Origin of the sequence: Archangium gephyra (genome assembly GCF_042230915.1) — a bacterium.
Lineage (GTDB): Bacteria > Myxococcota > Myxococcia > Myxococcales > Myxococcaceae > Archangium > Archangium gephyra_B.
Window position 1 is genome coordinate 9834988 of record NZ_CP102578.1, and the last position, 24151, is coordinate 9859138.

At 70.7% G+C, this 24151-nt stretch carries 17 protein-coding genes and 1 tRNA gene; 6 read left to right on the top strand and 12 right to left on the bottom strand.

Annotation, left to right across the window (positions count from 1 at the left end; genetic code table 11):
- Positions 1-7: 7 nt before the first annotated feature.
- The 4 genes from NR798_RS38740 to NR798_RS38755 all read right to left on the bottom strand — a co-directional run bounded on the left by NR798_RS38740 (position 8) and on the right by NR798_RS38755 (position 6944).
- The gene (locus tag NR798_RS38740) at positions 8-2002 is read right to left on the bottom strand and encodes an AAA family ATPase (RefSeq protein ID WP_375767596.1); all 1995 of its coding nucleotides are present in this window, start codon (positions 2000-2002) and stop codon (positions 8-10) included.
- 206 nt (positions 2003-2208) lie between these two features.
- Positions 2209-4869: an ADOP family duplicated permease gene (locus NR798_RS38745; protein WP_375767597.1), complete on the bottom strand. Its 2661-nt coding sequence runs from the start codon at positions 4867-4869 to the stop codon at positions 2209-2211.
- An 8-nt stretch (positions 4870-4877) separates the two neighbouring features.
- Positions 4878-5210, bottom strand: coding sequence for a PadR family transcriptional regulator (locus NR798_RS38750; RefSeq protein ID WP_375767598.1), 333 nt, complete (start codon positions 5208-5210; stop codon positions 4878-4880).
- A 117-nt stretch (positions 5211-5327) separates the two neighbouring features.
- On the bottom strand, positions 5328-6944 hold the full coding sequence (locus tag NR798_RS38755) for an adenylate/guanylate cyclase domain-containing protein (protein WP_375767599.1): 1617 nt from the start codon (positions 6942-6944) through the stop codon (positions 5328-5330).
- 93 nt (positions 6945-7037) lie between these two features.
- On the opposite strand from NR798_RS38755, the gene NR798_RS38760 reads away from it, so the two are divergent.
- Both NR798_RS38760 and NR798_RS38765 read left to right on the top strand, forming a co-directional pair.
- On the top strand, positions 7038-7865 hold the full coding sequence (locus NR798_RS38760) for a polyphosphate kinase 2 family protein (RefSeq protein ID WP_375767600.1): 828 nt from the start codon (positions 7038-7040) through the stop codon (positions 7863-7865).
- A gap of 3 nt (positions 7866-7868) precedes the next feature.
- The gene (locus tag NR798_RS38765; RefSeq protein ID WP_375767601.1) at positions 7869-8954 is read left to right on the top strand and encodes an AAA family ATPase; all 1086 of its coding nucleotides are present in this window, start codon (positions 7869-7871) and stop codon (positions 8952-8954) included.
- A gap of 13 nt (positions 8955-8967) precedes the next feature.
- Here the strand turns inward: NR798_RS38765 and NR798_RS38770 are convergent.
- Positions 8968-9038: transfer RNA gene (locus NR798_RS38770), tRNA-Trp, on the bottom strand.
- Between the two features lie 330 nt (positions 9039-9368).
- On the opposite strand from NR798_RS38770, the gene NR798_RS38775 reads away from it, so the two are divergent.
- Positions 9369-11234 (top strand): M4 family metallopeptidase, encoded by a 1866-nt coding sequence (locus NR798_RS38775; RefSeq protein WP_375767602.1) that lies wholly within the window; start codon positions 9369-9371, stop codon positions 11232-11234.
- 85 nt (positions 11235-11319) lie between these two features.
- Here the strand turns inward: NR798_RS38775 and NR798_RS38780 are convergent, their stop codons facing one another.
- The 6 genes from NR798_RS38780 to NR798_RS38805 all read right to left on the bottom strand — a co-directional run bounded on the left by NR798_RS38780 (position 11320) and on the right by NR798_RS38805 (position 17235).
- Positions 11320-11925 (bottom strand): PEGA domain-containing protein, encoded by a 606-nt coding sequence (locus tag NR798_RS38780; protein WP_375767603.1) that lies wholly within the window; start codon positions 11923-11925, stop codon positions 11320-11322.
- Between the two features lie 47 nt (positions 11926-11972).
- A complete protein-coding gene (locus NR798_RS38785; RefSeq protein WP_375767604.1) occupies positions 11973-12929 on the bottom strand; it encodes a hypothetical protein in 957 nt (318 codons plus the stop codon).
- Positions 12917-14509, bottom strand: a complete 1593-nt coding sequence (locus tag NR798_RS38790; protein WP_375767605.1) for a caspase domain-containing protein — start codon at positions 14507-14509, stop codon at positions 12917-12919. The genes NR798_RS38785 and NR798_RS38790 overlap by 13 nt, the downstream gene beginning before the upstream one ends.
- Positions 14506-15273: a hypothetical protein gene (locus tag NR798_RS38795; protein WP_375767606.1), complete on the bottom strand. Its 768-nt coding sequence runs from the start codon at positions 15271-15273 to the stop codon at positions 14506-14508. The genes NR798_RS38790 and NR798_RS38795 overlap by 4 nt, the downstream gene beginning before the upstream one ends.
- Positions 15270-15851 carry an RNA polymerase sigma factor gene (locus NR798_RS38800; RefSeq protein WP_375767607.1) on the bottom strand — a complete coding sequence of 194 codons (582 nt, stop codon included), beginning with the start codon at positions 15849-15851 and terminating at the stop codon, positions 15270-15272. The genes NR798_RS38795 and NR798_RS38800 overlap by 4 nt, the downstream gene beginning before the upstream one ends.
- Positions 15852-16068: 217 nt before the next feature.
- Positions 16069-17235 (bottom strand): hypothetical protein, encoded by a 1167-nt coding sequence (locus tag NR798_RS38805; RefSeq protein ID WP_375767608.1) that lies wholly within the window; start codon positions 17233-17235, stop codon positions 16069-16071.
- 169 nt (positions 17236-17404) lie between these two features.
- Between NR798_RS38805 and NR798_RS38810 the strand changes: the two genes are divergently transcribed.
- Entirely contained in the window at positions 17405-18724 is a 1320-nt protein-coding gene (locus NR798_RS38810; RefSeq protein WP_375767609.1) for a DUF418 domain-containing protein, read from the top strand.
- A 70-nt stretch (positions 18725-18794) separates the two neighbouring features.
- Here NR798_RS38810 and NR798_RS38815 read toward each other — a convergent pair whose 3' ends face one another.
- On the bottom strand, positions 18795-20357 hold the full coding sequence (locus tag NR798_RS38815) for a serine hydrolase (RefSeq protein ID WP_375767610.1): 1563 nt from the start codon (positions 20355-20357) through the stop codon (positions 18795-18797).
- A 470-nt stretch (positions 20358-20827) separates the two neighbouring features.
- On the opposite strand from NR798_RS38815, the gene fusA reads away from it, so the two are divergent.
- Both fusA and NR798_RS38825 read left to right on the top strand, forming a co-directional pair.
- The gene (gene fusA, locus NR798_RS38820) at positions 20828-22933 is read left to right on the top strand and encodes an elongation factor G (RefSeq protein WP_375767611.1); all 2106 of its coding nucleotides are present in this window, start codon (positions 20828-20830) and stop codon (positions 22931-22933) included.
- 166 nt (positions 22934-23099) lie between these two features.
- Positions 23100-24110: a 3-oxoacyl-ACP synthase III family protein gene (locus tag NR798_RS38825; protein WP_375767612.1), complete on the top strand. Its 1011-nt coding sequence runs from the start codon at positions 23100-23102 to the stop codon at positions 24108-24110.
- Positions 24111-24151: the final 41 nt, after the last annotated feature.

Sequence of the window (24151 nt, forward strand, 5' to 3'; positions counted from 1 at the left end):
AAGGGCCTCACGAGAGCCGCGCGGCATCCATGAGCGAGGCGGCGCGCGCATGGTGTGAGGCCGCCTCCGTCCGGAGCAGCTGGGCCTCGGCCGTCTGGGCCGCGGCCAGCAGGAAGGGCACGGCACGCGAGGGCTCCCCTCCGTCCACCCAGTGCTGCGCGATGATGGCCGGAGCGCCCCCCCGCTGCTCCAGTTGCCGCGCCAGCCGCCGGTGCAGCAGCGTGCCCAGCGTGGCGGGAATGGAGCCCCGCACCGCCTCGAGCACCAGGTCATGGGTGAAGCGCTCGCCGTGGAAGAGCTGCGCCGCCTCCAGCTCGCGCAGCGGCGCGGCGAATGAGAGCGGGCTCACGTCCAGCACCACCGCGGCCAGCTCCAGGTCGAAGTGCTGCCGGGCCAGCGCCGCCACCTGGGCCAGCTGCTGCGCCAGGGGAGACAGCCGCTCCAGGCGCTGCTGGAGGAGCGGGCGCACACGTCCGGGCGGAGGCAGGCGCTCCGGCCAGCCGCGCTCCAGACTCCCCGACTCCAACAGGTGCTTGAGCGTCTCGGTGATGAAGAGGGGATTGCCCCCGGTGTAGCGCGCCAGCTCCCGCGCCAGCGCCGCGGCCCCCGGCAGGGCGAGGCTCTCCAGCAGCTCGCCCACCGCCGCTGGCGAGAGCGGCTCCAGGTGCAGGAACGTCAGCAGGTTCTCCTCCTCCATCCCCTTCAGCAGGGCGAGCGCGTCCGGAGCGAGCTCCCCCCGGCGGCAGCAGTCGATCATCCGGGGGAAGGACGACTGGAAGCGGGCACAGGCATGGGCGCCCACCTGCAGGCTGGCGGCGTCGGCGAACTGGAGGTCATCGGTGACGAAGAGCGCCAGGTTCTCCGTGCAGCGGCGGAGCACCTCGCTGAAGGCATCCAGACAGCGCACCCGGTCCCCCTCGTCACGCAGGGGAGCGGGCTCCTCGCCAGGCGCGGTGAGCTCGGGCATCACGCGCGCCAGCTCCCGGCGGAGCCACGGCTCCAGGCCCTGGCGCACCTCGGGCCGCTGGTGGAAGCACTCCCGGATGTGCCGCGTGAACAGCGAGTAGGGCACGTCCGCGTCGCCGGGCCGGGCCGTGAACACCGCGAAGCGCCCCTTGGAGGCCGCGAAGTCCAGCGCGAGGCGCGTCTTGCCCACGCCCGGCTCGGCCACGAGCGCGATGAGGTGCCCGGCCCGCCACGCCTCCTCCATCCGCGCCCACTCCCGCTCTCGGCCCACCCGCACGGGCGGCCGGAGGACGGAGGGCGGCAGGAGCGGGCCCGGCGTGCCGTTGGGAGCGCGCGGCCTCACCTGCCCGCGTTCCACGTCCCGGGTCAACGCGAGCGTGTCCGGGTGCGGCGCCGCGTCGTACTCCTCGAAGAGCATCTTCCGGCAACGCTCATAGAGGGCCAGCGCCTCCATCCGGTCTCCCATCAGGGCGTGCAGCCGCATCAGCCGCCGGTAGGCGCCCTCCGAGAGGGGCGCGAGGCTCAGCAGCCGCTCGGCGAAGTGCAGCGCCCCCGCGAAGTCCCCGCGCAGCTCGCGAGCGTCCGCCTCGGCGCTGGCGGCGCGGCACCGCAGGGCCTCGAGCTGCTCGCGGGCCGGGAGCAGCCACGCCTCGAAGTCCGGACAGTCGTCGAAGTCCAGGGTGCCGAGCAGGGAGCCCGACAGGGCCAGGGCGTCCGCGTGGCGGCCGGCGAAGACGTGGGCCGCCAGCTCCACCGCATCGGTGGACACCCGCTCGGAGAGGGAGACCACGTCCCCGCCGAGCACCAGGTCCGCCCCGGTGGCCACCCGCAGCCGGCGCAGGAGCTGGCGCATGTTGTTGCGCGCCGTGTCCTCGCCGGAGCCCGGCCACAGCATGCCCGCCAGTCTGTACTTGGGCGTGGGGCCCTCCAGCGCCAGCCAGGCCAGCACCGCCGCGACCCGCCGCTGCAACTCCAAGGGCTCCGCCAGCCCCAGGAGCCGCGCGCCCCCGAGCACGTCCAACCTCCAGTCCGCCATGTCATCCCCCCCTGCCACCCGGCGGAGCAGCCTGGACCCGGTGAGCCCTCCGCGAAGGCCCCCGGGTCCACGGCTGCCCGAGAAAGGTGGCCCCGGCCCGGCCAGTCCCTCCTCAGTGACGGGCACATGGTGCCTGAAGGCAGCGAGGTCACGAAAGCACCTCGCCACCGCTAGCGGGTTTCCACTACGCCCGGGGACGCAGGGGCCTACTCCGCGCGCAGGGAGACGGCCGGGTCCACGCGCATGGCGCGCCGCGCGGGCACGAGGCACGCCGCCAGCGCCACGCCCAGCAGCAGCACCGCCGCCGTGCCGAAGGTGAGCGGATCATGCGGTGCCACGCCGTAGAGGATGCTGCCCATCACCTGGGACAGGGCGAGCGCACCGGCCACGCCCACCGCCACCCCCAGGCCCGCGAGCCGCATCCCGCTGCGCAACACCATGCTCAGCACCTCCGCCGGCCGGGCCCCGAGCGCCAGCCGCACGCCGATCTCCCGCTGCCGCTGGCCCACCGTGTACGCGAGCACGCCGTAGATGCCCACCGCGCCGAGCACCAGCGCCAGCACGGCGAAGAGGCCGAGCAGCGACGCGATGAGCCGGGGACGGGCCACGGAGCCGCCCACCACCTCCTCGAGCGTGGTGATGCGGGTGATGGTCTGCTCCGGGTTCACCGACCAGATGGCCTGGCGCACGGCGGCGGCGAGCTGCAGGGGGGCGCCTTGGCCGCGCACCACCATGTTCACGTTGCTGCGGTTGTTCTGCAGCACGTGGATGTAGACGAGGGGCGGAGCGGGCTCGGAGAGACTCTCCTGGCGCACGTCGCCCACCACGCCGACGATGGGCGCCACGTCATTGTCCCCCCACCGGATGGCCTTGCCCACCGCGTCCTCGCCCGGGAGGAAGCGGCGGACGAAGGCGTCGTTGACCATGAGGGCCGGGGGCCCCTCCCCCGTGTCCTGGGGGGTGAAGGCGCGGCCGCGCAGCAGGGGAATCCCCATGGCGCGGATGTAGTCGTTGCTCACGTGGAGGTACCTCACGCGAGGGGCATCCGCGGCACTCTCCGCGGGCTGGCTCGACAGGACCATCGGCGCCGACTCGCCCGAGCCCTCCAGCGGGAGGTTCTTCGCCGTGCCGGCCACCTGCACACCGGGCACCTCGCGCACGCGCTCGAGCACCTCGGCCAGGTACTGGCGCAACGGGCGTCCCCCCGGCTGGGAGGAGAAGCTCACCACCACCGCGCCTTCCGGACGGAAGCCCGGCTCCACCGAGAGCAGCGACATCAGGCTGCGGACGGCCAGCCCCGCCCCGGCCATCAACATCACGGCGAGCGCCACCTCGGCCACCACCAGCGCGCCGCGCAGCCGCGCTCCGCCCCCGCCCGTCATGCCCCGGCCCGCGGCCTTGAGCACCGGCGCGAGCTGGGGCGAGCTCGCGCGCACCGCGGGCAGCAACCCGAACAGCACGCCCGTGAAGAGCGTGGCGCCCATGGCGAAGCCCAGCACCGCCCCGTCCACCCGCACATCCTGGAGACGTGGAAGCTGCTTCACGGAGAAGGCCACCAGCAGCTCGGTGCCCCACACCGCCAGCAGCAGGCCGAAGGCGCCACCCAGCATCGCGAGCACGAGGCTCTCGGTGAGGAGCTGCCACACCAGCCGCCCGGGCCCGGCGCCCAGCGCGGCGCGCACCGCCAGCTCCCGCTCGCGCGCGGTGGCCCGCGTCAGCATCAGGTTGGCCACGTTGACGCACGCGATGAGCAGCAGGAAGCCCACCGCGCCGAGCAGCACCAGCAGCCCCGCCCGCACGTCGCCCGTGACGGCCTCGTGCAGCGGCAGCATGGTGACGCCGGTGGTCTGCACGTTGGTGGCCGGGTACTCCTCCGCGAGCTGCCGGGCCACGCCGTTCATCTCCGTGCGCGCCGTCTCCAGGGACACCCCGGGCTTCAGGCGCGCCACCACGGCCTGCCAGCGCACCTGGCGCAGGCGCGGAATGCCGCTCTCGCTGATGCGGGAATCGGAGAGCCACATGTCCACGCGCTCCGAGGGGAAGGTGAAGCCCGGGGGCATCACGCCCACCACCGTGGTGGGCACCTCATCGATCGTCAGGGTGCGGCCGAGGATGGTGCGGTCTCCGCCGAAGCGGCGCTGCCACAGGCCATGGCCGAGCACCACCACCGCGTTGTTGCCCGGCTGGTGCTCCCCGGGGAGCAGCACGCGCCCCAGCATCGGAGCCACGCCGAGGGTGGAGAAGAAACCGTCGCTCACGAAGGCGGACGACAACCGCTGGGGCTCGCCATCCCCGCTCAGGTTGCTCCCCGTCATCCCCTCCACGTACCACCAGGTGCCCATGTCCTCGAAGGAGCGCTGGCGCGCCTTCCAGTCCGCGAAGTCCAGCGGGGACACGTCGCCCCGGGGCTGGTTCTGGGAGGGGCTGGCCTGCCACAGGCGCACCAGCCGCTCCGGCTCGGCGAAGGGCAGCGGCCGCAGCAGCACGCCGCGCACCACGCTGAAGATGGCGGTGGTGGCGCCGATGCCCAGCGCCAGGGTGAGCACGGCCACCAGCGCGAAGCCGGGCGCCTGCCGCAACATCCTCAGCGCGTACCGCACGTCCTGCACCAGCGCGTCCCACAGCAGGAACCGCTTCATCTTCCGCTCCCTCTCATGCCCGATGCGCACGCACTCCTCGCGCACGCGGCCCACGTCTCCGAACTCGCGCTCGGCGGCCGCGCGCGCCTCGGCGGGGGACAGGCCCTCCCGCTCGTACCTGGCGGCGCGCATCTCCAGGTGGAACCGCAGCTCCTCGTCCACGTCCTGCTCCACCGCGCGAGGCCGCACGGCGAGCTTCAACAGCCGCTTGAAACCGGGGGAACGCATGACGGGGCTCAGGCCGCCTCCAGCACGCGGGACACGGCCGCCACGTAGCGCTGCCACGCCTGCGTCTCGGCCCTCAGGTGCGCCCGGCCCGCCGCGGTGAGCCGGTAGAACTTCGCCCGCCGGTTGTTCTCCGACAGGCCCCACTCCGCCTCCAACAGGCCCCGCTTCTCCAGCCGGTGCAGCGCCGGGTAGAGCGCCCCCTCCTCCACCTTCAGCTCCTCCCCGCTCCGCTCCCGCACCAGCTCCGCCACCGCGTACCCGTGCAACGGGCCCCACGACAGGCTCTTGAGAATCAGCACGTCCAGCGTGCCCTGCACCAACTCCAGCGAGCTGTCCGCCATGTGGCCCTTCCCCTTAGATGCTCAGGGGAACGGCGCGTACGTTCCCCTTAGATGTTGAGGGAAGTGTCACCCGGGCTTCCCTAAGGTGTCAAGGGGAGCACCCGGACGCGGGGGGCCTCAGCCGGTGTGCGGCTCTGGCTCGACTCCGGGGGGCAGCTGCCAGTTCACCCGGTGGACCGCCAGCGGCGGCGTGACAGGACCGCGGAGCGGCGGCAGCGGCGTGACGGGCCAGGAGCGCTCCCGCCAGCGCGCGAGGGTGGCCTCGGTGAGGAGGATCTCCCCGGGCCGGGCGGCGGCGCACACCCGGCTGGCGAGGTTGGCGGCGTCTCCGATGGTGGCGTACTGCAGGTATTGCTCGGAGCCGATGTTCCCGGCCGCCGCGCGGCCCGTGTTGATTCCCACGTGGATGCGGATCTCCGTCCAGCCCTTGGCGCGCCAGCGCGCGTTCAACCGGGCCAGGGCCTGCTGCATCTCCACCGCGGCGCACACGGCCCGGTCCACGTCGTCCGGGTGCGCGAAGGGCGCGCCCCACACCGCCATCAGCGCGTCGCCGATGTACTTCTCCAGCGTCCCCTCGTACCGGAAGACGATGTCCGCCATCACCGGGAAGTACTCGTTGAGCAGATCCACCACCTGCCGGGGCTGGAGCTTGGAGGACAGCTCGGTGAACTGGCTGATGTCCGAGAAGAGGATGGTCACCTCCGTCTCGATGACTCCCAGCTGGGCGCTGCGCGCGAGCTGCAGCTTCTTGAGGGTGGCCGGGGGGAAGAAGCGCAGGTAGTTGGTGCGCAGCACGGCCTCCTCCTCCAGCTGCTGGCGCAGGAGCGAGTTGTCCAGCGCGATGGCCGCCTGGTTGCCGAAGGCGGTGAGGAACTCCAGGTCCTCCTGGGTGAAGCCGTGGGCCCGCGAGAGGTTGTCCACGTAGAGCACCCCCAGCACCGAGTCCCGGGGCATGAGCGGCACGCACATGGAGGCGCAGATGGACTGCTGCAGCACCGAGTCGGCGGAGCCCAGCCGGGGATCCCTCCGGGCATCGGAGAAGAGCGCCGCCACCCCGTGGCCGCGGACGTACTCGACGATGTGCTGGCTGTAGAAGGGGCCCGGCGGCAGCTCGCCCGACGCACGGGCCACCCGGGGACGCAGCTGCCCGCTGAGGGGCTCCACCAGCAGGATGGCCGCCCGGTCCACCTCCAATATCTGGAAGACGAGTTGCAGGACGCGATCCAACAGCTCGTCGATGGAGCCAGGCGAGGAGAGCAGCTGGCTCACCTTGAGGAGGATCTGCAGCTTGTTGTTGGCCCGCCCCTCCCCGCTCACGGGCTTCATCTTCAGGGCGGTGTTCGCCCCGGGCTCGGCATGCGGCCGCAGCAGCTCGCCCATGGTGGTGGGAGAGAACCGGGTCTGCAGCGAGTGCACCTGCGTCGGCAGCGGCTCCTCGGAGACGGAGAGGGAGGTGCTCGCGAGCTGGAACGTCACCTGGCCGCACCGGAAGGTGTCGCCCTCGCGCAGCTCGCGGCGCTGGATCTGCACCGCGCCGATGAACGTCCCGTTCTTGCTGCCCAGGTCCACCAGGAAGATGCGCCCAGCCTCCAGCTCGAGCCGCGCATGCAGCCGCGACAGGCTCTTGTGGATGACACCCACGGAGCACTCCGCGGCGCGCCCGATCGTGACGGGGCCCTCGGGAAGCAAGAACACCTGCTCATCCGGAGCGCCCGGGTTCATGATGAGCTGCATGGCGTGGATCCTACCATTCCACTGGTGGACAGTCCGGGTTGTCAGACCCCCTGCCCCGTGAAAACCTGCCCGAGGGAGCCAAGGGAGGTGGGCATGGACATCATCACCATCGACAAGCAGGGCGAGAAGATCAGACTCGACGGCATCTCCGCGGCCCCCCCGAAGAAGACGGACCGGGAGGCGGCGAAGCAGGAGCTGGAGGCACTGGGCGAGGAGCTCTTCGACCTGCAGGATCTCCTGTGGGGTGCCCGGATGAACTCGGTCCTCATCGTCCTCCAGGGCCGCGACACCGCCGGGAAGGACGGGACCATCAAGCACGTCGCGGGCTTCCTCAATCCGCGAGGCGTCAGCGTCACCTCCTTCGGCGTCCCCTCCGAGGAGGAGCGGGAGCACGACTTCCTCTGGCGCATCCACCGCCACACCCCGCGCAAGGGCGAGCTGGCCATCTTCAACCGCTCGCACTACGAGGACGTGCTCGTCGTGCGCGTGCATGGGCTCGTCCCCGAGTCCCTCTGGAAGGAGCGCTACGGACACATCCGCGACTTCGAGGAGATGCTCGCCGAGCACGGGACGATCATCCTCAAGTTCTTCCTCCACATCAGCCGCGAGGAGCAGGAGCAGCGCCTGGTGGCCCGCGAGCAGGAGCCGCGCAAGGCCTGGAAGATCAACGCCGGGGACTGGGAGGACCGGGAGCACTGGGACGACTACACCCAGGCCTATGAGGAGGCCCTCTCGCGCACCTCGGCGAAGAAGGCCCCGTGGACGATCGTCCCCGCGGACTCGAAGTGGTACCGCAACCTCGTGGTGGCGCGCACGCTCGTCGAGACGCTGCGGCCCTACCGCCAGACCTGGCAGGACAGGCTCGACGAGGTGGGCGTGCGCAAGAAGGTGGAGCTCGAGGCCTGGCGCAAAGGCCGGTAGCCCATGCCCGTCCGAGAGCTATGGATTGAAAACTACCGCTCGGTGCAAGCGCTGCGCTTCCCGCTCGGGCCCGTGACGGTGGTGGTGGGCCCCAACGGCAGCGGCAAGACGAACGTCTACCGCGCGTTGCAGCTGCTGCTCGCCGGCGCCGAGGGGTCGCTGGCGCACACGCTGGCCGAGGAAGGCGGGATGCCCTCCGTGCTGTGGGCGGGCCCGAAACCGAAGAGCGCGCCCAAGTCGGCCCCGGTGCGGCTCACCGTGGGCGTGCGGCTGGAGGACCTCGCCTACGAGCTGTCGTGCGGGGTGGTGCCGCCCCCTCAAGGCCCCTTCTCGCTGGACCCGGACGTGAAGGAGGAGACGGTCTGGGTGCACGAGGGCAAGCGCCGGCACGTGGTGGCCGAGCGCAAGCTGCTGAGCGTCTTCGCGCGGGACGGGGAGGGCCACCGTGCCACCTTCGCCGTCCAGCTGTGGGGCAACGAGTCCGTGCTGTCGCAGATCTCCGAGCCCCACCGCTTCCCGCTGCTGAGCGCGCTGCGCGCGGAGCTGGTGCGCTGGCGCTTCTACCACCACTTCCGGACCGATCCGGACGCGCCCCTCCGCCACGCGCAGGTGGGCGTGCGCACCCCCGCGCTCGCGCACGATGGGAGGGATCTGGCGGCGGCGCTGATGACCATCGATGACATTGGCGATGACCGCGCGCTGCACGCGGCCGTGGAGAGCGCCTTCCCCGGCTCCCGGCTGGAGCTCGACAGCGAGGACGGACGCTTCTCCTTCCGCCTGCGCATGCCCGGGCTGGTGCGCCCGCTGGAGGCCGCGGAGCTGTCCGACGGGACGCTGCGCTACCTGTGCCTGCTCGCCGCCCTGCTGTCTCCGCGTCCCCCGCCCTTCCTCGCGCTCAACGAGCCGGAGACGAGCCTGCACCCCTCGCTGCTGGAGCCGCTGGGACGCCTCATCGCCACCGCGAGCCGGCAGGGCCAGGTGTTCGTCACCACGCACGCCCAGGAGCTGGCCACCGCGCTGGAGAAGCACGCCGGAGCGTCCATCCTCCCGCTGCGCAAGGAGCTGGGCGCCACGGTGCTCGCGGAGTGACACGAGGAAGAAGTGGCAGGCCGCCAGGGAGTTGAACCCCGCACGCCCGGATTTGGAGTTCGGGCTGCTCCCGGAGCGCGGCCTGCATCTCACCTGGAAGAGACGCCGGGGCCCGTGAAGCCTGACTCGGTATTTTCCGGCTCCAAAACGCGGGGCAAAGGAGCTGTCGTCATGCAGGACAGGGCTGTCCGAAACCAGGACAGCCTCTGTGCCGCCGGTACAACCCGTTGAAATCTGGAGCTTCTTCTTGGGGCCTGTAAAGCTGGACTACACCTGGACGTGACATTCTTGCTCCACAAAGTTTAACCAAGGAGTCGCAACCTTCGGAGTTCCAAGCATTTACGGGGTTGGCGCGTTCCCTGCTTTGGGGAGAGCCGTCCGAGGGCACCCCGCCGTCGGTCAGGAGAAACCCCCGTGATCCGCACTCGCTTCCTTGCTGCCGCGCTGCTCGCGCTTCCCCTTGCCGCTTGCGAGGTCGACAACTCGCAGCTGCCCGAGGGCGCCCCGAAGTCCGACGTGGCCGCCGACTCGCTCGGTGACGTGCAGGCCGCGCTCGCCGCGCTGCCCTCCGCCGAGGTCGCCGGCGCCAACGAGGACGGCGTTCCCTTCCTGCTCAAGGGCTCGCTGGACAACGTGAACGGCCTGCAGGGCATCGCCGCCGCCTTCCGCCTCAACGCCACCGACCTGGTGATGAAGCGCACCACGGTGGACGAGCAGGGCAACACCCACATCCGCTATGGCCAGACCAAGAACGGCCTGCCGGTGTTCGGTGGCGAGCTCATCATCCACAAGGACACCAGCGGCAAGATCTTCATGGCCAACGGCTCGGCGCGTGACGGCGAGATCGTCCCGGCCGTGGCGCGCATCTCCGGCGAGGCCGCCAAGGCCGCCGCTCTGGACAGCACCGTGGGCCGCCACATCGCCACCGAGGGCGATGCCCGCCTCATCTACGTCCGCTCCGAGAAGGACAACCGCCTGAAGCTGGCCTACGAGGTGGTGGTGACGGGCGAGGGCCTGGACCTGCCCATCCGTGACCACGTCTTCGTCAACGCGCTGACCGGCGCGGTGGAGATGGTAACCACGGACATCCACGCGGCGAAGAACCGCGCGGTGTACTCGGCCAACAACGGCTCCAGCCTGCCGGGTACCCTCAAGCGCTCCGAGGGCGGCGCCGTCACTGGCGACACCCACGTGGACATGAACTACGACCACCTGGGCACCACGTACGACTGCTACAGCGTGAACTTCGGCCGTGACTCGTACAACGCCGCGGGCGCGCAGCTGAAGAGCACGGTGCACTACAGCACCAACTACACCAACGCCTACTGGAACGGCACCCAGATGGTGTACGGCGACAGCAACGGCGTGGACTCCGCGCCGCTGGGCAAGTCGCTGGACGTGACGGTGCACGAGCTGACGCACGCCGTCACCTCCTCCGAGTCCAACCTCACCTACTCCAACGAGTCCGGCGCCCTCAACGAGGGCCTGAGCGACATCTTCGGCGCCTACTGCGAGTCGTGGAAGCGCGGCTGGGTGGTGGACGCGGCGGTGTGGATGGTGGGCGACGACGTGTGGACGCCGGCCACCCCGGGTGACGCGCTCCGCTACATGGCCAACCCCACGCAGGACGGCTCGTCCAAGGACTACTACCCCACGCGCTACACGGGGACGTCCGACAACGGCGGCGTGCACTGGAACTCGGGCATCGCCAACCTGGCGTTCAAGCTGCTGACCACGGGCGGCACGCACCCGCGCGGCGTGACCACCGTCAACGTGACGGGCATCGGCATCCAGAAGGCCGGCGCCATCTTCTACCGCGCCAACCGTGACCTCTTCACGGCCTCCACCACCTTCGCCCAGGCGAAGACGTACACGCAGACGGCCGCCGAGCAGCTCTACGGCACGGGCGCCGCGGAGAAGACCTCGGTGGACCAGGCTTGGCAGGCCGTGGGCGTGGGCGTGGTGGTTCCGGCCACCGCGCTGACCAACGGTGTGGCCACCACGGGCATCTCGGGCGCCTCGGGCTCGGAGAAGCACTACTACCTGGACGTGACGGCCGGCCGCGCCTCGTCCTTCGTGATGAGCGGTGGCACGGGTGACGCGGACATGTACGTGAAGATCGGCTCGCAGCCGACCACCGCCTCGTACAACTGCCGTCCGTACCTCTCCGGCAACAACGAGACGTGCAACATCGCCGCGCAGAGCACCAACCAGCGCATCTACGTCATGCTGCGCGGCTACAGCTCCTACTCCAGCACCTCGCTCAAGGGCACGTACTGAGCCCTGAGTCGCTGAAGCGAGTGTGAGCGGAACGGGCCCCTGGGAGGCATGCCTCCCGGGGGCCTTCTGCTTTGGCCCAAGCGGCTCAATCCACGGGCACGGACTTGACGGCGACCTCCAGCGTCTGTCCCGCCGTGATGACCACCTCTGTCCGGTAGTCCTTGACCGACGGGTTGTCACGCAACTCGACGACATGCTTGCCCGCGGGCAGGGAGATGGGCGGCATGGGTGCACGACCCTTCCGCTTGCCATCCACGTACACGGAGGCCCAATGCCTCGTCACGAGCCTGAGGGTTCCCGTCCCGCCCTTCTGGGAGGTCCTCTCCTGGGACGTTCCCGTCGAAGAGGCCCGCGGCGGCGTGGGCTGCCCGCTCGGCACCACGGGCACGGAGTCCTGGGGGCTGTCCGGGTCGACGTGCAACTCGGTGGTCTCCCCCGCGCGGATGAGGACCTCGCGCTGGTAGGGTTTGAACGTGGGGTTGCCGAGCAGCCGGACGACATGCGGGCCCGGGGGCAGGGACAAAGGCCTCATGGGCGCACGTCCCATCCGCTTGCCGTCCACGTACACGTCGGCCCAGTAAGTCGTCACGAGCCGGAGGGTTCCTCGCTCCGCCCCCTCTGGCTCCCCGGCGCGAGCCTCGGGAAGAGCGACGAGCAGCAGCAGGACGCACAGCAGGGGACGCGAGAACATGACGCCGGCACTCCTCTCCAGACGGGCAAGGCGATGGATGGGGACCTTCACTGGGGCGGAGGCGGCGCACCCTGCTCCTGGCAGAAGGAGCGCGGCTGCTGCTGCGCGTTGATGTCCACGACGACATCGGCCGAGGCCCTGCAACCCCGGATCTGCTGGTCGCATTGATAGGGATGGAGGCGTCCACAGTCCTCCGACACCTCACAGGCCTTGATCCAATAGGCCCTCGTGTCCGGCGCCGGGGACCGCTGCAGGACCGAGCCCCGCTGGCGGCAGCCGTTGGGCGGAGGCTCCGGAATGAGGCAGGCCCCGCCGGGCCACTCTCCGAGGAAGTTGAGGACACACACGCCTCCCCCGCAGTCCGAGTCCCGCTTGCACCCGGCTCCGAGAGGCACCCCGCACTCCCCATCCGCCACGGGATCCGCGGGTCCAGTGGGAGGCTGTGAGCCGCTGGCGGACGGACACGTGAGCGGCGTCGAGACGATGTGCCACCCCGCGCTCAAGGGAGCCCCGGTGGGTGAATCCATCGCCGACAGCGTCTCCGGCGCGCGAATCAAGGCGATCTGCGAGTAGCCCTCGAACGCCTCCGAGTCATCCTTCCGCCCGTTGCCATTCGCGTCCCGGTAGCCCCCGAGCCGCGCGATGCCATACCGCGCGCCAGAGGGCGTGGTGTAGAGCAGCTCGCGCCCGGGCTCGTCGAACAGGGGCAGCTCGAAGGAGCGGAAGAACGCCGTGCGGTGCGTGGTCCCCGGCTGCGCCACCAGCCTGTCCGCTTTCTGCGGGCCGCCCGGGCTCCACAACAGCGAGAGGAACACCTCGGCGTCCTCCTCATCGACATAGTCCGAGGGGGCCACCACCTTGCCCCGCAGCGTGAACAGCGGCGTCCCCGAATACGTCTCGTCGACGAGCGTCTCCCCGCATGCGAGTGCCGCGCCCACGAGCACGCAGACGAGCCCGCGCAGAAGAGGTGAAACGGCCCTGCCCCCAGTGCTCACAGGCGCCATACGAGTCCTCCCGCGCTCCACCAGGTGAGTGGAGTCGCCAGCTCACTGCCCGGTTCTTCCACCCCGTTCCTGACCACGGCCCGCTGGAAGAGGCCGGTCACCGGCCCCCCCTCGAGGCGCAGCGCGAGCCCCCCGACCAGGTGCCGCTCCACCGACAGGATTCCCCCGAAGGCCGCGCCCAGGGACTGCCGGTCCGGAGACACCCGCGCCGAGTCGAAGCTCTGCCGGTGGTACACGCCCTCGGCGAAGAGCCCGAACGCCAGGCTCACGTGCTGGAGGTCGACGAAACGCTGGAGCGTCAACCCGAGCCCCAGCTCATCGTGGGTGCGAGGCAGCAGCCCGTCCAGCCCGGCGCCCTGGCTCCGCATGCCGCGCAGCCGCACGCCGACGGAGCCCCAATCGAAGTCGAGGCCGTACCCGAGCCGGAGCTGCGGCGCGGTGCCATCTCCCGCGAGCATCTCGCCCTGGGCGCCTCCGAGCAGGGTGACATGGTGCGTGTAGCGCTTCTCGCCACCCCGGCGGCGCACGAGCCGGTCGTAGCGGACGGTCTCGAAGGGCAGCGCGGCCACATCGGCCACGGAGCCCGCGTCCAGGGCCACCTGGTACTCGCGGTACTCATCGGCGTTGCGCTGCTGCACGAAGTAGTTGCCCGCGGGCAGGGACAGCTCCCGGCGGTTGCCCTGCGGCGACACCTCCGCCACCACGGGCCCTCCCCGCCGCCCCTCCAGGATGAGGTAGATCGAGGAGGAGCCGAGCCGCAGCCGCCCCATGCGCCCCTGCGAATCGGCCGGAGCCGACAGCACCAGCTCGCCGCGCCCCTTCACCTCCCAGGAGTAGGTGGGGTGCTGCAGCGCCACCGTCTGGCCGCTCGAGCGCAGCGTCTGGGTGTACGCGTAGCCATACGCCTCGGTCAGCGTGACCTTGCCGTCGTCGTCATGGTCGGCCGCGCCGCGCAGCGCGTTCATCAGGTGGTGGGTGAAGAAGGAGCCGCGAAGCTCGTCGGACTCCTGGCTCGACTCGCCCGCGGCGCTCGAGGTGAGGATGGCCAGGCCCTCGGTGGCGATGGTGTCGCGCAAGGTGATGTCGAAGCTCTCGGCGGCGTTGACGCCCTTCACGCGCGTCACCGCTCCGGAGCGGCAGGCATCGAGCACGAGCAGGCGCACGCCCGCGGGCGAGCCCGCCACCAGCGTCTTCAGCTCCTCGAGTGGCAGTTCCGTGCCGCCCAGGTGGAGCGCGGTCGCGTCGGCATGGCCCGAGTAGAAGACCACGAGCCCGGTGGGGTGCCCCGCCCCCGCCTGGGCGCGGATGGCGGCGTTCACGTCCTGGAGCGCCCGCCGCACCGAGGCCGCGTCATCGCCGAGCAGCAGCATCGTCCGCCGGGACGAGACGCCCCCGTGCTGGCGCAGCACGTCCGAGAACGTCCGGGCATCCTGCTCCGCGAAGAGCAGGCCCACTTCATTGGGAGCCCCCTGGTTGTGACCGATGGCCACCACCCAGGTGTGCTCGGGAAGCGCCCGGGCCGTGAGGGGCGCGAGCGCCACGAGCACGAGGCCCAGGAGGAAGACGGTGCTCCGGCTCATCCGCCCTTCTCCAGGATGAACGACGTCATCACACACCCCTCGGGACACACGGGCTTCTCACCCGCGCCCGCCGAGGTGCACTCCGGTGGGCCCACCTCGAGCGGGCAGTGCACCAGGTGGAGCAGCTCGCGGCCCGGCTGCGCGTCGAGCGACACCGCGCCGGGGAGCTCGATGTCATTGCCCTCTTCGAGCCGCGTCTGGACTCCGGACTCCAGCGGCCACGCGGTGTAGAGCGCCCCGGACGACTCGACCCCGAGGACCACCACGTGCCCCTCCGCCGGCACGTCCACCCGGAAGCGGAGCCGGTCGCCCGGCGCGAAGGTGTCACCGCTCACCACTTCCTCGGCATGGTCGCCCGTGAGCCGGAACACGTGCAGCGCGAGCGCGCCCTTCATCCGCGTCCCCTGCTGCTGGCCGGGGACCACCATCATCAGGACGACGGCCGCGGTGGCCACCATCGCCATCGGGCCGAGCAGGCGGCGCATCCAGCCACTCAGCCGCCCGGAGAGCGAGGCCTCGGCGGGTGCGTCCAGACCGGTCCGGATGCGCCCCAGCATCGCGCGCGGGTCCACCCCGTCGATGGCGTCGAAGCCCGCCTTGCGCTCGGCCAGCCGCGCACCGCAGTCGGCGCACCCCGCCACATGGCGCTCGGTCTCCCCAGCCTCCGCGGGGGACAGCTCACCCGAGTGGAGGCGATCCAACGTGAAATCGGACGGGCACTCGGGCCGCCCCGCGCGCAGGTTGACGAAATCAGGGGGGCTCATGAGCGCTTCCTTCCGAATCCCAGGAAACCAGACGTCTTGCGTTCCGGAGGCGGGGGAGGTGGCGGAGTGGGGGCCTCGTCTGCCCCCGCCGTCCGCGCGTTCGCCCACTCCTGGAACCGCTCCAGGAGGTTGCCCACCGTGCGCTTGGACACGCCGAGCACCGAGGCGGCCTCCTCGTGCGACATGCCGTCGAGGAAGACGTACACGGCGGCGGCGGCCTGGCGCTCGTCGGCGTCCGCGAGCAGCCGGCGGATCAACACGAGATCATCGGGGCGCACCGGCTCCGTCCGGGAGGCGTCGTCCGCCATGGGCGCCACGTGCTCCTCGTGCAGCGCGGTGCGGCGCGAGCGGTCACGGATGAGGTTCAGGCAGTAGTTGGTGGTGATCTGATAGAGCCAGGTCGTCATCTGGCTCTGCTGCCGGAAGCTCCCGGCGGCGCGGAAGACGCGGATGAAGATCTCCTGCGTCGCCTCCTCCGCGTCGGCGGGATTGCCCAGCAACCGCAAAGCCCGGCGGTACACCCGGGGTCCATGCTGGCTGAAGAGCAGGGAGATCTGCTGCGAGTCGGCTCGGCTCAATGCGTCATGGGGGGATGGGGGGGAGCGCACTCTACCAGAGCCGAACGCGTCCGGCCGGGGCCCGCCGCCGCCGGATTGTAATTGCAATTGGGTCATCATCGCGGGGGGCTCCTCGTGACGCTTCCGAAACTTGGACCCGTGAGCCGCGAATCCGGGCAACACCCCCGGCGAAAAATATCCGGCGTGCTGGCACGCCCCTGGCTGCCCGGCGCCCGAGCTACCAGGGCTCCGGCACCTCCTCGACGCGAATCTCCGGAGGCACTCCCTGGGCCCCCTGTCGCCCCGGGGGTCCCTTCTGTCCAGGCCGGCCCTCCGCGCCACGTTCGTTCGACCGCGGTCCTGCCTCGAGCGCCCCGCCGCCCGTGCCCCCCTGCCCGCCCGCTCCGCCCTGGCCACCGGCCCCCCCTTGGGTGTCGAAATACAGCAGGGTGTAGTGCTCGACGAACCGCACCGTCTCGGGCGACAGGCGCACCACGATCTGTCCACCCTCCCCACCGTCTCCCCCAGGTCCCCCGTTACCGCCCGTGCCCCCCGCCCCAGGAGGCAGCCCCTGGCCGCCCGGAAGGCCCGCCCCTCCCCGGCCTCCCTGTCCTCCGCGGCCCCCCGCACCGCCCACGACCCGCACCGCCAGCGAGCCGCCCCCCAGCTCCAGCAGGAAGCGCTCCGCTCGCGATGAATCCAGGTCACGCACGAGCGCCTTGAACAAGAATCGCCCGTCGGGAGCCGGAGTCACCTGCTTCACCACCACCTCCACCCGCTTGCCTCGCTGGCCCCTGCCCCCCACGCCGCCACTCCCTCCGGGTCCTCCGGAACGGCCCTGGCCTTCAGGGCGGGTGTAGCCAGGAACGAACGGCGCGTGCTCTCCCGGTGCGCCCGCCACCCCGTCGGAACCCCGGGCCCCCGGCGCGCCGGGCTCGCCCCTGAAGTCCGCCTCCTGGCTGCATCGGAAACCCACCGTCAGGGGAATCTCCACGGGCGGAATGTCCGGCCGCTCCTTCAGCGCCACGCGCACCCGGGGCGGCTCCTCGAGGAGCCACCGCGCATCCGCTTCGACCTTGATCCACCCGGGCTTCGCGAGCAACCGGACGGGCCCGGTGGCCCGCAGCTCGACCTTGTCCCAATTCAAATCCTGGGACGCCTCGCTGACCACCAGGCGTCTGCCATTCGCGAGGACGACCTGCACCGACACGTACTCGCTCTGGCCGAGGCACAAGGGGGGATACAACGGACGGACGGAGGCCTCGAGGGAACGGATGTCCTCGTATCGGAGCGGGAGAAGGCCCTTCTTGGAGAGGGACGTCTTGACGGCACCACATCCCGGGAGCACCAGCAGCACGAGGAACAGAAGCGTGGCGCGGCGGCGCCCCAGACCATCAATGTCCATGGAGACACGGTAGCGCCCACCGGCGTGCCTGTCCGTTCCCGGCAAAGCCAATCCCAGAAGTGGGAATGCCGCATCCCCCCCGTGCGCGGGCCGCCTCACGCTTCCCGCATGGCGCGTAGGGCCAGGTGCCCCCGCGAGGCTGGCCCGGGCCTTGCCTTGGCTCCTCCTCATGGCCCCCACCCGCTCCGCCACCCCCGCCGCGAACGCCCGTCCCGTCGATGAGGGCGAGCGCCTCGTCCTGCTCGACACGCTGCGGGGTTTCGCGCTGTGCGGCGTCTTCCTGGCCAATGTCTACCTGTGGTTCAGCGGGCGCATGTTCCTCTCGCGTGCCCAGATGCAGGCGTCGCTCGAGAACGCGTCCTGGCTGGACACCGCCATCAACCAGTCCTTTGGCCCGCTGATCGGCGGCCGGTTCATCACCATCTTCTCGTTCCTCTTCGGCCTGGGCTTCGCGGTGCAGCTCGGGCGAGCCGAGGGCCGCGGCACCTCCGTCGTCCCCGTCTACGCGCGGCGGTTGCTGGTGATGCTGGGCGTCGGCTTCGCGCACCTCTTCCTCCTCTTCCAGGGCGACATCGTCAGCACGTACGCCCTGCTGGGCTTCACGCTCCTGCTGTTCCACAAGCGCGAGGATGCAACCCTGCTCCTCTGGGCCGCCGCGCTCATCTTCCTCGGCCCCGTGCTCTGGAACCTGGGGCTGCGGCTGCCGCAGTTGCTCGGCTCGCCGGGCGCCGAGGAGGCCGCGAAGGCAGCCCAGGAGCACTCCATGGCCCTCAGGGCGCAGGTGCTGGAGGCGTTCTCGCACGGCTCCTGGCTCGACACGGTGCGCGTGGGTGGGGCGTACTACTGCGGGGACCTGTTCTGGAATCTCAGCACCTTCCTGCCCGTCATCGTCGGCCGCTTCCTGCTGGGCCTCTGGGCGGGGCGCCGCCGCCTCTTCCACGACGCCCCCCAGCACCTGCGCTTCTTCCGCCGGCTGCTCGGGTGGGGCCTGGGGCTGGGCCTCTTCGCCAGCGGCGTGGGCATCCTCGTGGGGCAGCTCTTCTCCCGGAAGCTCATCACCCCCGGGTCGCTCCCGTGGCTGCCGTACGTCATGGGGCCGATGCGCCATCTCGGGGAGCTGGGGATGGCCTCGGTCTACGTGGCGGGCATCACCCTGCTCTTCCAGCGGGACACGTGGCGGCGGCGGCTGGCCGTGCTCGCGCCCGTGGGCCGTATGGGGCTGACGAACTACCTCCTGACGTCGGTGCTGGGCGTGCTCCTCTTCTACGGCTACGGGCTGGGGCTCATGGGCAAGCTGGGCTCGACGGCGCAGATCGCGCTGCCCCTGGTGCTCTTCGCCGTGCAGATCGTCTTCAGCCACCTGTGGCTGGCGCGCTTCCGCTTCGGTCCCGCCGAGTGGCTGACGCGCTCGCTGACGTACGGCAAGGCGCAGCCCATGCGCCGGGCCCCCGTGTCCGGCGACAAGGCCCTCCGCTCCGAGCACTTCTGAGGAGAGGCCCCGCGAGAGCACCGGCTCGCCCGCCCCCTGACGGAGACGGGCGGGAGCCGGGACGTCTCCGTCAAGGCGCGTCCGGAACGCGCTCGACCGACAGCTCGTTGAAGTGCACGTCGAGCAGACTGGGCTGGTCGAACGCGAAGCCCTTGAGCTTGCCCTTCGCATCCATGGAGAACGTCAGGAAGCCCTTCGGCCAGTTCATGGGGTCTCTCCAGTGGAGGCGGAAGGTGTCGTATTGCCAGTGCTCCAGGTCGGCCGTGAAGGAGGGGCTGTGGCTGAACCGCAGCACCAGCCGGCCGTTCTCCTGGGTGATGGAGAGGTCCCCGTACATCCGGTCCCGGTAGCTCCCGGCATAGCGGCCCAGCTCGAGCGCGGGCTTCGTTCCCTGGACACGAGCGGCCACCAGCGCGGCCTCAGCGTCCTTGGCCTTCTGATCACCTTCCTCACGGAACTTCAGCACAATCCCCGCCCAGTCGGACGGAGGCGCCCCCAGCCAGACATCGAGCAGCCGGTACGCCATCGCAATGGAGATGCCCCCATCATTGTGCGAGAGGACGGTGATGCCGAGCTTCTCCTCCGGCACGAGCATCACGATGGCGGCCATCCCATCCATGCCGCCCGAGTGGGAGACCAGCACGCGCCCGCGGTACTCGCGCAGGAACCACCCGAGCCCGTAGGCGCTGAACCGGGTGTTGAGCGCCTTGAGCTGGGGGTGTGACGAGGGCCGGATGGGCACGAGCATCTGCGCGGTGAAGAGCTCCCGGGCCACCTTCTCGCTGTAGAGCTTCTTCCCGTCGGGGCTCCCCTCCGCCAGCAGCATCCGCATGTACCTGGCCATGTCATGAGCGCTGGACACGATGGAGCCGGCAGGGCCGAGCGCGTCGGAGTCCCGGTAGGCGATGGCCACCGGCTTGCCGTCGATGCGGACATGCGGCAGGGCGAGGTTCTTCGCCTTCTTCAGGTCGCGAAAGAGCGAGTTGCTCTCGTTCATCCCGAGCGGGGTGAAGATGCGCTCGCGGATGAAGTCGTCCCAGCTCTTCCCGGTGACAGCGCGGATGATCTCCCCCGCCGCCATGTACGTCACGCTCTGATAGGCGAAGGTGCTGCGGAAGCTGGAGACCGGCTTGAGGTAGCGCAGCCGCTTGAGCACCTCCTCGCGGCTGTAATCGGAGCCGTACCAGAGGATGCCGCCGCTGACCTCGGGCAGCCCGCTGCGGTGGACGAGCAGGTCGCGAATGGTGAGCTCGCGGGTGACGTAGGGGTCATGCAGCTGGAAGTACGGGAGGTACTGGCTGACGGGGTCGTCCCAGGAGAGCTTCCCCTCATCCACCAGCATGCCCAGGGCCACGGCCGTGAAGGACTTCGAGATGGACCCGATGGACAGCAGGGTGTGCTCGTCGACGGGCTCGGTCCCGCCCACCTTGCGCAGGCCATACCCCTTGGAGAAGACCACCTTGCCGTCCTTCACGACCGAGACGGCCAGGCCCGGCACGTTCCAGTCGCGGACGGCGGTGTTGGCGTAGTCGTCGAAGCCCGAGAGGGGGGCCGGCTGCCCGGCGGCGGGGGAGGCGCCGAGCACCAGGAGGAGCACGAAGAGAAGGGGGAGTACGGCGGCACGTCGATGCATGGGTGAAGCTCCAGGGAGGAAGGCACGATGCGGCCGATGAGCACCTGCAAATCGGGGACCGGCTCGCCCCGCATCAATTCCTGCTCAGGATTGACAATCCGCGCTGATGTCTTAAATATGTTCCCGTCATGAGGCCCGTCTCCACCATTCTGGGTGTGCCGTCCGTGCGCGAGTCCGCGCCGATGGCGGACGTGCGTCTCGGCTCCCGCAACAAGGTTCTGCTCGACATTTGATCAGGCGGACCGGGTTGCTTGGTACGCGGGTTGGCTGGTTCCCGTGTGCCGCAAGAGCCTGGTTCCGCCACTGATCATCCCGGGCCTTCGTGTGTCCTCACGCCGTCCTGAGCGTCCCTGAGGGGCCGCTCCCGGGCATGCGTGTGCGCGCCCGAGGCCCCGGCGCGCCTATCCCTCTCAACCAGTGTCTGTCTTCAACCCGCGGGTGCGTGCACCCGGCGGGAACGGGAGTCTTGTATGTCTCGCACCACTCGCATCGAGCGCTACCGCAACATCGGCATCATGGCCCACATCGACGCGGGCAAGACCACGCTCACCGAGCGCATCCTCTTCTTCACCGGCCGCATCCACAGCATGGGCGAGGTGCACGACGGCGCCACCGAGATGGACTGGATGGAGCAGGAGAAGAAGCGCGGCATCACCATCACCTCGGCGGCCACCACCGCCTCCTGGAAGCCGATGCGGGGGCCCTTCGCGGGCCACCCGCACCGCATCAACATCCTGGACACGCCGGGACATGTGGACTTCACCATCGAGGTGGAGCGGTCCCTGCGCGTCCTGGATGGAGCGGTGGCGGTGTTCGACGCCAGCCAGGGAGTGGAGCCGCAGTCCGAGACGGTGTGGCACCAGGCCAACCGGCACGGCGTGCCGCGCATCGCCTTCCTCAACAAGATGGACAAGGTGGGCGCGGACTTCGCCATGTGCGTGCGCTCCATCCGCCAGCGGCTGGAGGCCCACCCGGTGCCGGTGCAGCTCCCCATCGGAGCGGGCCCGGAGTTCACCGGGCTCATCGACCTGCCGCGCATGCGGGCCTTCTTCTTCGAGGCGGACCAGGGCGAGCCCGCCGAGGGACAGGAGATTCCCGCGCACCTGCGCGCGGAAGCGGAAGCGCTGCGCCTGCGGCTCATCGAGGCCTGCGCCGAGGTCGATGGCACCGTCCTCCAGAAGTACGTGGAGGGACGGCTGGCGGACATCACCGCCGAGGAGTTGGAGCGCGCGCTCCGTGCGGGAACCCTCCAGCGGCAGCTGGTGCCGGTGCTCTGCGGGGCGGCTTTCAAGAACAAGGGTGTGCGCATGCTGCTGGACGGAATCATCAACTACCTGCCCGCTCCGTCGGACCTTCCGGCGGCCCGGGGCGAGACGCCCGGCACGGGGGAGCACGTCACCCGTGCGGCCAGCGACGAGGAGCCGCTGTGCGCGCTCGTCTTCAAGCTCATGCACGACAAGGCCGTGGGGAGCATCGTCTTCCTGCGCGTCTACTCGGGCACCTTGCGCACGGGCATGGCCGTGCTCAACACCCGCCAGCAGCGCCGCGAGCGCGTGGGACGGCTCATGTTCATGCATGCCAACAAGCGCGAGGAGGTGGACGAGGTGCATGCCGGCGACATCTGCGCGGCGCTCAACCTGCGCGGGGTGCGCACGGGCGACACGCTGTGCGCTCCGGAGGCTCCCGTGTTGTTGGAGGCGCTCCGCTTCCCCGAGCCGGTCGTCCAGCTCGCCATCGAGGCGCGCTCTCGGGCGGAGCAACAGAAGATGGAGGACGGTCTGGCGCGGCTCGCCGCGGAGGACCCCTCGTTGCGTGTGGAGGTGGACCCGGAGACCGGTCAGCAACTGCTGTCCGGCATGGGAGAGCTGCACCTGGAGATCATCGTGGACCGATTGAGGACCGAGTACGGCGTGGAGGCGAGCGTGGGCCAGCCGCGGGTGGCCTACCGCGAGACGCTGCGCCAGAAGGTGCGCCAGGAGTACCGTCACGTCCGGCAGACCGGAGGGCCCGGGCAGTTCGCCCATGTGGTGATGGAGGTGGCTCCCGCGCCGCGAGGCACGGGGCTCGTCTTCGTGGACGAGACACATGGAGGGGTCATCCCGAAGGAGTTCATCCCGGCCATCGAGAAGGGCGTGGCCGGGGCCATGGAGCGGGGCGTGCTCGCGGGCTACCCGATGGTGGACGTGGAGGTGCATCTGGTCGACGGGAGCACGCACGTGCGGGACTCCACACCGCAGGCGTTCACGATGGCCGGCTCGCTGGCCTTCCAGGAGGCGGCGCGGAGCGCGGGCGTGCAGTTGCTCGAGCCCATGATGGACGTGGAGGTCACCACGCCGGAGGAGTTCCTGGGCGACGTGCTCGGGGACCTGTCCGCCCGGCGCGGGCGTGTGCGGGGAATGGAGGGCCATGGCGCGGTGCGGAACGTCTCCGCGCTGGTGCCCATGGCCAGCCTCTTCGGCTACGTGAACAGCCTCCGCGGCCGCACGCAGGGACGCGCCACGGCCTCCCTGCGCCTGGCCACCTATGAGCCAGTGCCCGACGCGCTCCAGGCGCCGGTGCTCGCGGCTCGCAAGTAGTGCAGGCAGACAGGCTCCCGGGGAGGTGGAGGTGCTCCCCGGGGCCTCGTCCTCAGACGCAGCGTGGAGGAAATGACGCGCCGCGCGTACGCCGCGCACCGCGTCAGACCGGGGCCTTCGCGGAAATCCGCGGGGCCGTGGCAGAGCCATGACGTGGCGTGGGTAGATGGACCGCATGTTCCTCCACGCGCTCGGACACTTCCACCCGGAGAACCTCATCACCAACGCGTTCCTCCAGGACATCGGCCTGGAGACGGACGACGCGTGGATCGTCGAGCGCGTGGGCATCCGCACCCGGCACACGGTGCTGCCGCTCGACTACATCCGAGAGACCCGCAACCGGGACGTGCGCGGAGCCCTGGAGGCCGCGCTGTACTCCAACGCGGAGACGGGCAAGCGCGCGGCGCTGATGGCCCTCCAGCGAGCGGGGCTCGGCGTGAAGGACGTGGGGATGGTGGTGGCCGGTGGCTGCTCCCCCGACGAGTGCATTCCAGCGGAGGCCTGCCGCGTCGCCGAGGCACTGGGCATCGAGGCGCCCTCGCTGGACCTCAACGCCGCCTGCTCCTCCTTCTGCGCCCAGCTCCACTTCCTCGCCGGCATGCGGCCGGAGCGCCTCCCGGACTTCATCCTCGTGGTGAACCCGGAGAACTCCACCCGCGTGGTGGACTACTCGGACCGCTCCAGCTGCGTGCTGTGGGGCGATGGCACCAGCGCCGCGGTGCTCAGCCCGCGCATCCCCGGCCCCTGGCGCATCACCCAGACCCTGCTCGGCGGGAGTCCCTCGGGCGCGGACAAGGTGAAGGTGCCGCGCGCGGGCCACTTCACCCAGCAGGGCGCCGCGGTGCAGACCTTCGCCATCAAGCGCGCCACCGAGACCTTCCTGGCGCTGCGCACGCACTACCTCGCGGCCGCTCCGGGACGCACCCCGGATGGGCTGAGCCTCATCGGGCACCAGGCCAACCTGCGCATGCTCGAGGCGGTGCAGCGGCGCACCGAGGTGTCCGACGCGCGCCACTTCTACAACGTGGTGCACCGCGGCAACTGTGGAGCCTCGGGCGCCCCCACCGTGCTGTCGGAGAACTGGGACAACTCCCAGGTGGGGGACGCGGTGGCACTCGCGGTGGTGGGCAGCGGCCTCACCTGGGCGGGCGCCCTGCTGGAGCGCTGCCGCGCGTGACACCTGGGGGCACCCGGCTCGGCGGACCCGCCGGGCCCGGT